12 protein-coding genes and 1 pseudogene are annotated in these 12,940 nt (G+C 45.9%); 3 read left to right on the forward strand and 10 right to left on the reverse strand.

Annotated features, from left to right (window positions below):
• Window positions 1-23: 23 nt before the first annotated feature.
• Together xrtE and METLA_RS23880 are read right to left on the reverse strand one after the other, a co-directional pair.
• On the reverse strand, window positions 24-1,685 hold the full coding sequence (gene xrtE, locus METLA_RS0101100) for an exosortase E/protease, VPEID-CTERM system (protein WP_024296790.1): 1,662 nt from the start codon (window positions 1,683-1,685) through the stop codon (window positions 24-26).
• 209 nt (window positions 1,686-1,894) lie between these two features.
• On the reverse strand, window positions 1,895-2,182 hold the full coding sequence (locus METLA_RS23880; protein WP_084480033.1) for a VPEID-CTERM sorting domain-containing protein: 288 nt from the start codon (window positions 2,180-2,182) through the stop codon (window positions 1,895-1,897).
• Between the two features lie 621 nt (window positions 2,183-2,803).
• Between METLA_RS23880 and METLA_RS0101105 the strand changes: the two genes are divergently transcribed.
• A complete protein-coding gene (locus METLA_RS0101105) occupies window positions 2,804-3,109 on the forward strand; it encodes a hypothetical protein (RefSeq protein WP_024296791.1) in 306 nt (101 codons plus the stop codon).
• Window positions 3,110-3,378: 269 nt separating this feature from the next.
• On the opposite strand, the pseudogene METLA_RS23085 reads toward METLA_RS0101105, so the two are convergent.
• Both METLA_RS23085 and METLA_RS23090 read right to left on the reverse strand, forming a co-directional pair.
• Window positions 3,379-3,941 (reverse strand): annotated as a pseudogene (locus METLA_RS23085) (LysR substrate-binding domain-containing protein).
• Entirely contained in the window at window positions 3,938-4,282 is a 345-nt protein-coding gene (locus METLA_RS23090; protein WP_206740942.1) for a LysR family transcriptional regulator, read from the reverse strand. Before METLA_RS23090 ends, METLA_RS23085 begins: the two are co-directional and overlap by 4 nt.
• A gap of 109 nt (window positions 4,283-4,391) precedes the next feature.
• Here METLA_RS23090 and METLA_RS0101115 point away from each other — a divergent pair, with 109 nt between their 5' ends.
• Both METLA_RS0101115 and ycaC read left to right on the forward strand, forming a co-directional pair.
• Window positions 4,392-5,264: a pirin family protein gene (locus METLA_RS0101115; RefSeq protein WP_024296792.1), complete on the forward strand. Its 873-nt coding sequence runs from the start codon at window positions 4,392-4,394 to the stop codon at window positions 5,262-5,264.
• 86 nt (window positions 5,265-5,350) lie between these two features.
• Entirely contained in the window at window positions 5,351-5,977 is a 627-nt protein-coding gene (ycaC, locus tag METLA_RS0101120; RefSeq protein ID WP_024296793.1) for an isochorismate family cysteine hydrolase YcaC, read from the forward strand.
• 287 nt (window positions 5,978-6,264) lie between these two features.
• Here the strand turns inward: ycaC and METLA_RS0101125 are convergent, their stop codons facing one another.
• The 6 genes from METLA_RS0101125 to asnB form a co-directional block, all read right to left on the reverse strand.
• Complete coding sequence (locus METLA_RS0101125) at window positions 6,265-6,834, reverse strand: DUF1415 domain-containing protein (protein ID WP_051459723.1); 570 nt, start codon at window positions 6,832-6,834, stop codon at window positions 6,265-6,267.
• A 153-nt stretch (window positions 6,835-6,987) separates the two neighbouring features.
• Window positions 6,988-8,526, reverse strand: a complete 1,539-nt coding sequence (locus METLA_RS0101130; protein WP_152539344.1) for a hypothetical protein — start codon at window positions 8,524-8,526, stop codon at window positions 6,988-6,990.
• A 189-nt stretch (window positions 8,527-8,715) separates the two neighbouring features.
• Window positions 8,716-9,120, reverse strand: a complete 405-nt coding sequence (locus tag METLA_RS23885) for a GtrA family protein (protein ID WP_024296796.1) — start codon at window positions 9,118-9,120, stop codon at window positions 8,716-8,718.
• 330 nt (window positions 9,121-9,450) lie between these two features.
• A complete protein-coding gene (locus METLA_RS0101140; protein WP_024296797.1) occupies window positions 9,451-10,278 on the reverse strand; it encodes a class I SAM-dependent methyltransferase in 828 nt (275 codons plus the stop codon).
• A gap of 272 nt (window positions 10,279-10,550) precedes the next feature.
• Window positions 10,551-11,036 carry a class I SAM-dependent methyltransferase gene (locus METLA_RS21675; protein WP_084480034.1) on the reverse strand — a complete coding sequence of 162 codons (486 nt, stop codon included), beginning with the start codon at window positions 11,034-11,036 and terminating at the stop codon, window positions 10,551-10,553.
• Between the two features lie 45 nt (window positions 11,037-11,081).
• Window positions 11,082-12,938 (reverse strand): asparagine synthase (glutamine-hydrolyzing), encoded by a 1,857-nt coding sequence (asnB, locus tag METLA_RS0101145; protein WP_024296798.1) that lies wholly within the window; start codon window positions 12,936-12,938, stop codon window positions 11,082-11,084.
• Window positions 12,939-12,940: the final 2 nt, after the last annotated feature.

Here is a 12,940-nt window from a genome sequence, read left to right on the forward strand (position 1 = left end):
AAGTTGTGGAGAGGAGTGATTTGTCATGACCATAAAGACCATCTTGCTTGCGACAAGACGAATATGGCAATCAGCGCGTTAGTCGTCATGTGGGCAATGACGGCGTCTCCCAGTTGCCCACGGCGGTAAAGGGCCAAAGCATAACCCATCCCGGCCAGAGTGCCAGCAACCCCGCGCTCATGCAGTAGTCCAAAAAGTATGGATGTGAGCAGGAACGAAAACCAGGTGAACTGTCCGGGAGGTACATTTTCAAAGTCTTTCGCAATCAGCTTACGGATTAAGTAACCGCGGAAGGCAAGTTCCTCGGCCAAAGGCACGGTGATTACCGAGCCGAGCACACGAAAAATCAGCCAAATGGCTGCTGACTCGCTTGTAAGTTCCGCCAAGCCTTGTGATAAGGGAGTCTTGCTGCTGTCAACATTTGGCTCCAGTAACATCCAGATTATGAATACAGCAGTTCCGATGGCGGTTGCTTGCCAAGTCCAGTTCGAACTGAGGCTATTATAGGACTTGCGAAAATAGTAAAGCAGTATACTGACAGCCACAACGCGTAGGGGATATAGGATGTCAAAGCCGAAGGTGGAAGCTGACGTAATCATCGTGACCGCCATCAGAACCAAGAAAGGAACGATCAGGGCGGCGGCAAGAGATTTGTTGGCTTTAACCATGGGCAAGTCTGGCTCGGTAACGGCAAAAAACTGCAATCGGTTCGATAGAGCAATCGAGCTGATTGCAATAAGAGTAAAGGCTATCCAGCCTGCATGCGCGTGAAATCCCTTGAGTGCGACTTCAGGGGAGACGGATGCGCCGATCGCTATCAGCATGGCGATGCGCACGGCGTTGGCCAGCCAGATAACGATTATTCCAAGAGGGAAAAGCCAGAAGACTTGCGGAAAGCGTAGCTCCTTGCGAAATAGCCAAAGATAGAGGGCGAGAAATATAGTAATCAGGGATATGCCTTCGATACCCGAACAGGCGTAACTGATTTCTACTTGGAAAGAGTCTGTGCCTAAAAGAAATGTCTCCGGTTGATAGACGAGATCAGCATAAAACCAGCCAAGCAGCGAATGGACGAGCTGCAAGGTAGGCATGGCCAGAGAGTTCCAAAATTCATTTTGCCAGAGAATGGAAGTTTCATACTGACCGAGCATTCGCATGAGAATCCAGGCGCCTATTCCCAATAGACATCCCAAGAGCAATGCCGCACACTCTTGGCGAGCCAGCCGCAGCCAAAAATATCCAGGAGCTAGGGCGAGCAACCATGACAGCAGTGTTGCGCTTGCCAGCGCAAACCAACCAGAAAACCAGGGCGCCGAAAGATGGGCGGGATTGGTAGGTGTTTCAAAGATGAGCGCGGTGACAACTGCGAACGCAGCGAGAGCGAGGATGTGGCATACTAGCCAGACCTGCCAGCGATATTCAACCAGGTGGTTCAGTAAATCGTTGCGAATAATCCTAAGCCGAGGGCTGAGGATAATGAGATAAGCACCGATAATCCAGAGAACTGCCGGCCAAATCTCTTTCGAAAAATGGAACAGCCACGCTGACCAATTGGCATCATTTGCCAAGAGAGGAGGCACTTCATACCGAGCGGTTAACACCACGAGTTCGAGTGCGAATATTACCAGAAGCAAAATCCAGCGAATCACAAACTTCTTCGGGGGGGCGAGTACGTAACCTTGCATCACAATTCATTCACTAAAGCCATGTGCATAAAATAATTTAGGCGCTTGAAACATCGATTCCCTTAGGTCTGAACCTTCGTTGCGTTCGGGGCTAAAGCGCTTGTCGAAGAATGGTTTCGTCGAAACAACAGGGAGCATGATTTACTAAAGACAAACCGGGTCAGAAAACTGCGTTCTGACCCGGCTTCCAATCTTAATGCCGAGGAATGTTAAGAGCGTTTAGATCTAGCTCTTTCACCCGCTAGCAACAAAACGCCTGTTAGCAAAGCGATCGCACTGGTTCCGGAGACCGCATCAATTTCTGGTGCTGTATAGGATGCTCCACCCTTACTGCTGTTGGAACTGCCGCGCGCATGATTTTGCGGGTGCGGGATGGAGTGCGAACCCACGCGCTGGATGTGTTGGCGGAAGTCGGGTCTGGCGAAAGCACTGCCCGTAGCCAACAGCAAAAGCGTTACTGCCGTTATTATTTGTCTAATTTTCATAATACACCTCATTTTTAGTTTGTTAAAAAAATTAATCCATTATCTGCAAACTAACGCTTTAGCATATAATGGTTCGCTTATTTAAAGACAAATCATCTCCGATTTATCCATTAGCTTTCCGCGTAAGTGAGACTTAATATTTTATGGCAAGTTCATGAAAATTACTATTTCAATGGAATGAGTCACATCTAGTGGCATAGGCTGATTCCATAACAGCCGCAAAAGAGCTGTTCTCTGTACGCGACGAAAAATTTGCCCTCAGGCGCTCAATATGTTCTGAGGAGGCGGGGTTGGGGATCCATCAACCGGACGGAAAGCTACTACTGGTCGAAAATGACTGCGTTCTCATAACCAGGCCTGCAGTCAACAATCGGGATCGTTTTCGCCCACTGCCCGCGGAGGGGTCTGAATGTGGTTGAGGCGTGCTGGCTTTGCTGGCAAGGCATCGCTCTTCCTGTGTTTGACTGTGTGCGCCCAGACCGGCTCTCCATCAAGGCGTTCCGCCTCCCAATTGTGGTCTATGCGGGTCTAGGGCCAATCGTCCGGGACGGCCAATCGAACCTGCAAAGGCAAAGCTTTTTTTGTAAAATTAACTGCCTTTTTATAAGTCCATAACATTTAGAGTAACTGATCATGAAAAATCATTTCACTACCCGGCCTAATCTGACTATCGCTAGCTTAATTTTAGTGCTTAGCGGCTGTGCATCTAATCCTGAACCAGCTCCGGCGACCATCCTTTCCGGAGAAGAAATGCTGCGCGAAAGCCAAGGTATAGCCAGCTTGGGGGGTAGATGGAAGCAGGGCAAGCAATTGGTTGATCGCGGCAATACTTTAGTCGCCGAAGGTCAAAATAAAATTGATGAAGGTAGGCGAATGATTGCAGAAGGTGAAAAAGTGATGCGCGAAAGCGAGGAAAACTATAAAAAAATTAAAAAATAAACATTTTGCTGGTTCCCGCGCTCCATGTAGTAACCGAGGGCGGGACGCACCAGCGTTCCGTCTCGCGGCGCTGGCGCATCGTTACTGCATTTCCAGGCGTGGCGCGTGGGAACCAGAAAGGGGCATGCGCCTCAGCACCCGACCGATAATCTCGCGAGTGTAGATCCTTGATGCCCGTCGAATACGACCAGCCTTCAGCCGCTTGAATGTAGGTCAGACCGTTGCCTCCCTCATCATTGAAGGAGCACGCGGGACCGGACTTTCTACGCCTATTTTTCGTCCAAATTTCCATACCGTTCCGACAGAAAATCAATCAGCGCTCGCACGGAGGGAAGCAAGCCTCTGCGCGATGGATACACCGCATGAATGATTTCCCGATTGGGCGCCCATTCCGGCAACACCTTGACCAGCGTCCCGTCAGCCAGTTCTTCCTGGATAAACATGGCGGGCAGCTTAGTTACCCAATCCCCGCAACGGCCGCAGAGCGCAGGGCAATCATGTCGTTCGCAATAAACTTTGGCTTATGGCGAAATGAGACTTGTGCGTTATCCGGGGCCGACAGAATCCAAACGTGTTCATCTTGAGGCGTCCCATGCGACAGACTCGGCCGTTCAGCCAGATCCGACGGAGCGCTTGGCAAGCTGTATCTTTCGATCAGGGCAGGGCTGGCAACCAGGCATTGCCGGCGATCCGAGAAAATACGCATGACCAGATCGCTGTTCTCTATCGGCGGTTGACGGACCCGGATTGCCAGGTCAATGCCTTTTCCGACCGGATCGCCCCTGCGGTTGCTTGCCTCAAGATGAATCGCAACCAAGGGATTCAAGGTCATAAAATCGGCAAGCAGGCTTCCGACATGAGCGTGCACAACGCCGGAGGGCAGGCCATTCTGAGCGTTCCGCACGGTTTGGCGCGCGTGACATCGATCGATTCCTGAGCTGCCTCGGCCTCAATGAGCATCGCATTGCAATGTTCGTAATAAGTTTGTCCAATCTCGGTAATCGAAAAACGCTGGGTCGAGCGCTGAATCAATCTGACTCCCAGTCGGTCCTCTAATAGAGCGATCCTTCGGCTCAACTTCGACTTGGGGATACCCAGTGCCCGGCCGGCAGAGGCGAAGCCGCCGTGGTCAACCACTTTGACAGAGTAGTAAAGGTCGTTCAGGTCCTGCATGGTTCTATTGTCCAATTTATAGAACGATTTAATCTATTTTTGCCATCTACACAATACACTGTCTTATCAATATACTGCAATCGTCAATCACATATATCAGGAGCAAGCCATGAAAAAAGTCATCGCGATTCAAAGCTCGCCTTCAAGACACTGGGTGGGTGATGGTTTTCCCGTGCGTTCGTTGTTTTCATATGATTCCGGCCAGACAGCCAGGGTAAGTCCGTTTCTTCTTCTGGATTATGCGGGGCCGGCGATATTCGAGAGAGCCGATAAGCCGCGCGGTGTCGGCGACCACCCGCACCGGGGCTTTGAAACCGTCACTCTCGTTTATCAGGGCGAAGTTGCGCACCGGGACTCGACCGGACAGGGCGGCGTGATCGGGCCGGGCGATGTGCAGTGGATGACTGCAGGGTCCGGCATCTTGCATCAGGAGTTTCACTCCGAAAGCTTTACCCAAGCGGGCGGCATGCTTGAAATGGTTCAGCTCTGGGTCAATCTGCCGGCCGAGCACAAGATGGCTCGGCCACACTATCAAGCCATCCTGAATCAGGACATTCCGGAGGTCGAGTTGCCTCATAGCACAGGGACAGTGCGGGTGATAGCCGGCAGTTATGGCGGTGCGACCGGACCGGCCCACACGTTTTCGCCGATGACCGTGCTGGACATATGGCTGACTCCAGGCCAATCCAGGATAAACGTGCCTGCTGGGTGGAATACCTTGCTGGTCGTCTTGAGTGGAAGCGTTCGGATCAATGGCGACCGTTTTGCGGAAGAGGCTCAACTCGTTATTCTGGACCGGGCCGGCGATTACGTGGATCTCGAAGCCAGCGATCAGGCAAAACTGCTGGTGCTCGCCGGGGAACCGATTAACGAACCGGTCGTGGGTTACGGACCGTTCGTGATGAACACCCAGGACGAAATCCAGCAGGCGATAGAGGATTACAAGTCGGGCAAGTTTGGCAGGATTCCTGCCTCTAACTGAGATATTCAACCCGCCGAACGGGAGGGTCTTTAACCCACTGCTCGTTCGGCCACTTTCACTTCAATATGTCATTTAGGAGAAGCATCATGGCAAAGCCTTATACTCGTCTTGATAAAGACAATGCGGCCGTTCTATTGGTGGATCATCAGACAGGTCTCTTGTCGCTGGTCCGCGACATCGATCCGGATAAGTTCAAGAATAACGTCCTGGCATTGGCAGACCTGGCCAAGTATTTCAAGCTACCCACCATTCTGACGACCAGTTTTGAAAACGGCCCGAACGGCCCCCTGGTTGCCGAGCTAAAGGAGACCTTCCCTGAAGCCCCGTATATTGCGCGCCCTGGGCAGATCAACGCATGGGATAACGAGGATTTCGTCAAGGCGGTCAAGGCAACCGGCAAGAAACAGCTGATTATTGCCGGCGTCGTCACCGAGGTCTGCGTCGCATTCCCTGCGCTCTCGGCGATTGAAGCGGGTTTTGATGTGTTTGTGGTGACCGATGCCTCGGGCACCTTCAACGAAATCACCCGGAATGCGGCGTGGGATAGAATGTCTGCGGCCGGGGCGCAGTTGATGACGTGGTTTGGCGTCGCCTGCGAACTGCATCGCGACTGGAGAAATGATGTCGAAGGACTGGGGGCGCTTTTTTCGAACCATATTCCTGACTACCGCAACTTGATCGCCAGTTATTTAACGCATAGTTCCGGCAAGTAATGTTAAGTTGGGCAACGGCTTCGCCTCGGCAATTGCTCCTGCATCCATGCACTCGTAAAGCGCTTACTGCTGGTCTCGTTGCCCAACATTTCCACGGCTGATAATGAAGTCAGCCGCCGAATTCAAAAGGCATTGGCATCTCAACGCATCAAAAAGTCGGGTATAAAAAGCATGTTTGACCGGCGCGTGTAAACCAGAAAAGGCCGATGCCATTAAGCCGTTTGAGCAAAGCCAGGAACTATCTTGCATCAAGACTTGGATTCAAGCCATAAGAGCAATTCCAGAGCCTATGATTTCCCGGTCCGATAACACGCTTGCAACAAGGCCTGCATTTTAGTCAGTCCTAATTGTCGGGTGAGTTTAATGTTGGCTTCCGGAATATTTTCAGGATGTGGGTAATGGGCGAGTGCCTGTTCGAGGCTGCTTTCCCGCAACAGATGCAGCATAGGGTAGGGCGAGCGGTTCGTGTAATTGGCGGGGTCGTCCTGCGGGGCGCCCTCAAAACAGTAATCGGGATGAAAACTGGCGAGTTGGTAAACGCCTTCATAGCCTTGTTCGGCTAATAGGGCCTCGGCGAGCCCAAGGTAATCCAGATAATCGTCGAAGCGGGCAAACGCGCCGGCATAGATCAGCAAGGTGGTTTCTATGTCGGGATCGGCATCCAGCCGGCCGCATTCATCGATCAAATTGAGCAGGCAGCTTTCCACTTCCGTGTCGCGGACGACAGCGAAACGTATACTGCCCCGATCCAGTTCGCGTTTGGCGAACGGGCACAAAGCCAGTTCTATGATGACCGTTTTTAACCAGGTTTGCGTTGCATTTTGGTAGTGTTCGTCAGTGAGCATGGGGTGAGGCATCGGCTAAGGGTTCGCACAGCGTACCACATTTTTTCTGGTTCCCGCGCACCGCGTGGTAACGAGTAAAACCTGATCTCCAGTATCGTTGCCCAACATTTCCACGTCAGCTTGCGGAGGGGAGGGGGATATCGATGAATTTAAAGCCGTTGCGGCTTATAAAGGCAAGTCATTGGCTTCGTCATCCTTGGGTAGGCTGTCTTTGATTTTTTGTAACTCCAATTTTGACTGCTCGCTAATGTCTTTACTTTGGGTTAAATAAATAGTGAAGAATTTATCAGAATAAATGGGGTGCCATTCAGGCCGTTCGCCCAGAAAGGCATTGATCGGCAAATTGGTTTCAAAAATTGTCCAGGAGACATTGTACTCTTTGATCATATCCAACAGAGGCTGGGCTCCTTTTTCGAGCGAGGTTGTCTTAAAATGTCTTTCAATAAATGCATCGCCATACAGTTCGCCGCGTGAGTCGATAAACACCGGGTAATCGTAGTGAATTAAATACACGCTTAGCGAATAGCTGTTTAACACATTACCTAAAACGGCTTTTTCATCTTGTAAGGCGGTGAGCAGATTCCCCAAGTGGACATTCTGTTTGGTCTCTACCGTTCTGCCGGGAAGGTAGAACGATAGAGCCGCCAGATATAAGCCAAGGACTAACCAATGTTTTATATTTTTTGGATAAAGCGAGCCGATAGCGAAATCGGCCGGCCGATTCAGCTGTTTGCTGAGCGGGGTTGCCAGGATCAAGGGAGATAAAAACGGCAGCAGATCGGTGGCAAAACGGATATATTTGAGTGAAAGATGGAGCAGGCCCAGCAGAAAGATCAATCGGAAGGGGGGAAGGGTCAAGCCTTTATATAAAGCAAATCCAATAAATCCCAAGAGCCAGAACTCCAGCGGCTGGAAGCCATGAAAATTGGGAGAAGCCCACTCGACGATGTGATCAATCACATAGGTTTGATCGGTCAGCTTGAATGGAAGCAGTAGTCCCTCAATGCCATGGGGATTGATTAGCAGTGCCGACAGGCTGAGCAAAAAGAATAGCAGCCAATGCCGCAATTCTTTAAGCCGTAAGGCCTCGTCTTTTATGGTCAAGACGGATTCGGCAGCAAAATAGAGTATAAAAGGAATGCCCATGATAAAACTGCCGTGCATGTTCGACCAAAAGACCATCACAAGCGCCAATGGATAGGGCGGATGCGTTTGGTTTTCGCTGGCTTTAATCAATTCCGCCGTCCAAAACACCATGATGGGTAAAATCAGGATGTGCGGCCTGGGCATGATGTGAGGCGTCAGCAAAAAGTAAGCGAACAGCACAAAAATAATGCAGATGTTGATGCTGATTCTTTTAACTAAGAAATCGAACAATAGCCACATTGCCAAGGTTATTGCCAAGGTCGCGAGAAAGACCAGTCCGGGCCATCCAGCTATGCTGAAGACCGCATATAATAGGATGGCCGACAGCCATTCATGGGAAACCCAGGGCATATTGGCTGCGGTATACGAGAAAATGCCCGTTGTTGGAATCTGGCGATTGTTCAGAATCCATTCGCCGACTTTGATGTGCCAGTAAGTGTCGTCACCTGTACCGCAGAAGGCGGCAATCATCCAGGTTAAATAGGCTAGAAGTACAAGAATAAAAAGCCTGGATTTTGATTGTGAGTTATCGATTGAGTTACTGGTATCGGTGAGCATTCTTTTTATCTCGTGAGTTCGGGGGAGTAGTTTATTTTAAGATAAACAGGATACAGTATTGATTTTTTTTCTAATTCTTCATTGTGGCATGCCCGCAGGGCATGAGCGGCTTGCCGGATTTGATCGAGAGCAAAGTAAATTAATTTTTCAAAGATGAGTTATTAACAAGCCGCGGATTTATTATTAGCATTATATTTTCCTGTATCTCTTGCGTACTTCCGGATTTGTGAATACGTAAAATCTTGATAACAAATAAAAAATTATAGTGAAGGCAGGCATTCCGATGACATGTGATAACTCGGGAGAGTATTTTTGGTCAATGAAAAATAATACGATCGTAATGTTTACCGACCACGAAAATAAGAATGCAAATAAAAATTTAAGAAAGGTTTTTAAGCAAGTAATCTTGGATGAAAAAGTTAGTTTTCCATTAAGGTAGTAGCTAATGACAAAACCTATGCTGTATCCTGAAATATTAGCCAGTACTTCATCTCCGGTCACCTTTCGAAATATATATATTGATAGTAAACCGATTGTTGTATTCAAAATTCCTACTAATGCAAATATAAACGCTTTCTTAAATTCTGGATGCATGAGAGTGTTTAAAATGCTTAAACAGACAAAAATTCCTCTAAAATGTCAGTATAATGAGTTATAGAAAAATCAAAAATCTCTTTATCGTCTGGTCGAGAGGGTTTCTTGTATGGAATATTTAAAAATAAAGTGTGGTTAGAATCTAACCAATAGTATTTTTTGTAAATAGTCTCGATAAGTTTTTATCGCATCTGGTCTTGACTTCCACCATTGATGTGGATAACTTTTATTTAATCATCAAAAGGACCGATCACATTAAAATGCTCCGTAAAAAAGGCGGAATCATCTTTTCTTCATTTTGGAAGTAGCATGTTGTTGAAACGATTAAGACTATACTTTCTCTATTGGCTGTGATTGCTTCTGGAAAAGAAACTGATTGTTACCGAATCCATGTTGGGTAGCCTCATATTTACACAGGGTAAATCCAAGGTTTTGATAAAACATGATTACCTGTTCCGGTTTGGCAGGTTCATACGGGTAGCCCCCCAACCAATCTTTCCAGTCATGCACTAGAGACATGCCCCGTTTTCTTATATGTTGTTTATAGCGGGTTGTAGGGTTTTTGATTTGGACAATATCTATGAGAAATCCGCTGATGAAGAAAAGGGTGTAAAAAATAGCGGTTAAAAATAGTTTTGAAATTTTATTTGAGCAATAGGACTTTTTTATTGTTTTCCAGCAGGATGAAATAACACCTTGATCGTTATAGATGGCAATCATCAAAAAGCCATTGTCGACAACTGGTAACTGAGCATTAAAAAGGGCTTGCCATAAGTAACCGGTATGATGCAGTACACCCCATGAATAACAAATATCAAACTTCCCAATACTTTCGACGTACTTTCTATCCAGAATTGAGCCTTGATCGATTTGCCAGTTTGGATCGTCGGGAATATATTGTTGTTTTAACAAATTGACGCATTGAACCGAGTTTGTGTCATAATCAAAAGAAAATACTCTTGCTCCCAGTTGTCGTGCCGCTAGGCTAAAAAGACCTGACCCTGCGCCTATATCCAAAAAACGTTTGTTCTGTAGATCGTCGATATTTAGGAAATTGCCGAGTGATTTTTTAGCTTCCTCTATTCTTTCTTCTTTAATGAGGGTAAGAAAGCTCTGCCAGTTTTTTCCAAATTCAAATCTTTTTTCTCGTAATATCATATAGTTTAATATTGGCTGTTTTTATAAATTAGTATTTTCGGCTATTACTATAATAGATACGCCGAATGCAAACGAAATTTTTGGTAAAAACAAGGATTCACTTGAAAAAAATTTTAGGAGAATTTTATTAAATAGATCTGATGTGTGGTATTCGTCGGTGGCTTTTATATGTAAAATTTTTTGTAAGAATCGGGCAATCAATATTGCTGGAAAAAGAAATGTATTGAAATAACTGGAGTATATTATTTTAAAGCCAGATTTTTCTAATAATTTTATTTTATTATATTATATTTATAATATCGTCTTTTGTGGTGGTTAACATCGTCATGCGCACTCCATAAAAAATTATATGCAGGGACTGTAATGCAGATTTTACCATTTTGTGTTAATTTATTTTTTATATGTAGTAAAGATAAATGGTCGTTATCTATATGTTCTAAAACATCAAATAAACATATTAAGTCAAAATTAAAATCAAAAGGGATGTGCTCTGGTAAGAAGCCTTTTTTTACATGGCAGATATTTTTTTTTTGAGCATTTTCTCTGGCTTCATCGTTTAATTCAATAGCATATAATGATCCGTATTTTGCTAAGAGATCTAAGTTGCCCCCTGATCCACAGCCAATTTCCAAAATATTCTTGGATGGGGATTTATTAATAAATGAACTCAGGATTTTTTCTATTATTTTTCTTCTTGAGACAAACCACCAATGGGTCTTTTCATGGGAATTTATTTCTGAATAGATATGTTCTTCCATTTTAGGATCTCTAATCTTTTGTAAAATCAAGAAATGAAAAAATGTTTAGCCCTTAGTCTTGCTCCATTTTGAAATTATATTAAGATACCATAAGAGATCTTTAAAGTTATTTTCTTTGTTTTGATGTGATTTGTAACATTGATTAATGAAAACGGAGTTGTAGTCTATTATAGTCGATTGAAAATTTATTAATCCGTTCTGTAGCCATCTTCCGACTGGTGCACCAAAACCTTTCTTTTTTCGATAGATGATTTCTTTTGGTAGTAATCTCTCGGCGGCTTTTTTTAGTATAAATTTGGTGGTTCCATTTCTAAACTTTAAGGATAGCGGCAGTTTGCTGGCATAGTCGATCAGATCGATATCGAGAAAAGGGCTTCGAACTTCGAGTGAATTGAGCATACTAGCCCTGTCAATTTTGGTCAAGATACCGTTTTGGAGATAAAGCTGGGTAAAATAAAGTTGAGCATGTTCGAAAGGATTGTCGGTTTTGCATTTATCCCATAAAGCATATGATTCACTGAATAATTCCTCCAGGCAAATAGGCGTATTGGTGAGGCTTTCCAGTTCATCGTGATCGAGAGAGGACATCCACATGGGGAGCCACAGTTTTTGGTCGTAATTTAAGCCACGGAATGTACGTTTGAGTTTGAAATCGAGGCTCATGTTTTTGTGTGAGACGGGTAAACCTTGGACAAGTGTGTTCAACCGTTTATGCATGCTTGCCGGCATGCAACGCTTGTAATATTGCGCCGGTCTTATAGCCCTAAAAGGATCGTAGCCGGCAAATAGTTCATCGGCGCCATCGCCGCTCAATACGACTTTGACTTGTTTTGAAGCATGTCTAGATAGAAGGAAAGTCGGTAACAGCGAAGGGTCGCCAATTGGTTCGTCAAGTTTTTGAAAAAGCGTCTCGGCTATTTCCAGCACATTTTGCTCGTTTAATATCCTGGTATTCTGATCTGAACCTATGGTTTGCGCTAATCTTTCAAAATAAGTCGATTCATCAAAACTTTTTTCTGCAAAGCCAATGCTGAAGGTTTTGAATGGCCGACTTACTTGTTTTGACAACAGGGTTGCCACTAATGAACTGTCCAGGCCACCACTTAAAAAAACACCAATTTCAACATCGCTGGCCATTCTTAATTTTATTGCTCTCTGCAATTTTTCCCGAATGACTTCGCAGTGCTCTTCTTCACTTCTGTTGCAATAGTGAGTGTCGACAGTGAGATTGAACTCCCAGTAGCGATAAGTCGATAATTTATCGGTCTTGTAGTCATAGCTGAGATTGCATCCGGCCTCAAGTTTAAAAATATTCTGATAAATAGACAGGGGGGCGGGGACATATCCGTAAGCGAAAAATTTTTGCAGCGACAATGGGTTGATTTGGGGGGACGAACAAGCAGGATGTTTTGTGATCGCAGTGAGTTCCGAGGCAAAAATAAGGCCGTTGGAGGTTTTAGTGTAAAAAAATGGTTTTTTGCCCAAACGATCACGGCTTGCGAAAAGCCGTTTGTTTTTTGAGTCAATTATTACAAAGGCCCACATGCCATTGAAATAGTCAACGCAGGAGTCCTCCCATTCGGCATAGGCATGCAGGATAGTTTCCGTATCGCTGTGGGAGGTCTGGAAAATATGGCCTTTTTTGATTAATGACTGCCTTAACTCCTGATGATTATATATTTGTCCGTTAAAGACGATTGTCAGGTCTTTCCGGATATTGGTCATAGGTTGTTGACCATGTTTAATATCCAGAATAGCTAATCGAGAATGCCCCAGTCTGGTGGATAAATCTTTACTATACCAGTAATTGGCTTCATCAGGTCCTCTATGTCTGAGGGTATCATTCATCCTTATGATGTCTTGCTGGCTTCCATCTCCTATAAAACCGACAATGCCGCACATGG

It is taken from the genome of Methylomicrobium lacus LW14, assembly GCF_000527095.1.
GTDB classification, from domain to species: domain Bacteria; phylum Pseudomonadota; class Gammaproteobacteria; order Methylococcales; family Methylomonadaceae; genus Methylomicrobium; species Methylomicrobium lacus.

Excerpts from the sequence above, each read along its gene's own strand:
- xrtE (WP_024296790.1), bottom strand. The coding sequence starts at position 1,685 with ATGCAAGGTTACGTACTCGCCCCCCCGAAGAAGTTTGTGATTCGCTGG.
- METLA_RS23880 (WP_084480033.1), bottom strand. The coding sequence starts at position 2,182 with ATGAGGTGTATTATGAAAATTAGACAAATAATAACGGCAGTAACGCTT.
- METLA_RS0101105 (WP_024296791.1), top strand. The coding sequence starts at position 2,804 with ATGAAAAATCATTTCACTACCCGGCCTAATCTGACTATCGCTAGCTTA.
- METLA_RS23090 (WP_206740942.1), bottom strand. The coding sequence starts at position 4,282 with ATGCAGGACCTGAACGACCTTTACTACTCTGTCAAAGTGGTTGACCAC.
- METLA_RS0101115 (WP_024296792.1), top strand. The coding sequence starts at position 4,392 with ATGAAAAAAGTCATCGCGATTCAAAGCTCGCCTTCAAGACACTGGGTG.
- ycaC (WP_024296793.1), top strand. The coding sequence starts at position 5,351 with ATGGCAAAGCCTTATACTCGTCTTGATAAAGACAATGCGGCCGTTCTA.
- METLA_RS0101125 (WP_051459723.1), bottom strand. The coding sequence starts at position 6,834 with ATGCCTCACCCCATGCTCACTGACGAACACTACCAAAATGCAACGCAA.
- METLA_RS0101130 (WP_152539344.1), bottom strand. The coding sequence starts at position 8,526 with ATGCTCACCGATACCAGTAACTCAATCGATAACTCACAATCAAAATCC.
- METLA_RS23885 (WP_024296796.1), bottom strand. The coding sequence starts at position 9,120 with ATGCATCCAGAATTTAAGAAAGCGTTTATATTTGCATTAGTAGGAATT.
- METLA_RS0101140 (WP_024296797.1), bottom strand. The coding sequence starts at position 10,278 with ATGATATTACGAGAAAAAAGATTTGAATTTGGAAAAAACTGGCAGAGC.
- METLA_RS21675 (WP_084480034.1), bottom strand. The coding sequence starts at position 11,036 with ATGGAAGAACATATCTATTCAGAAATAAATTCCCATGAAAAGACCCAT.
- asnB (WP_024296798.1), bottom strand. The coding sequence starts at position 12,938 with ATGTGCGGCATTGTCGGTTTTATAGGAGATGGAAGCCAGCAAGACATC.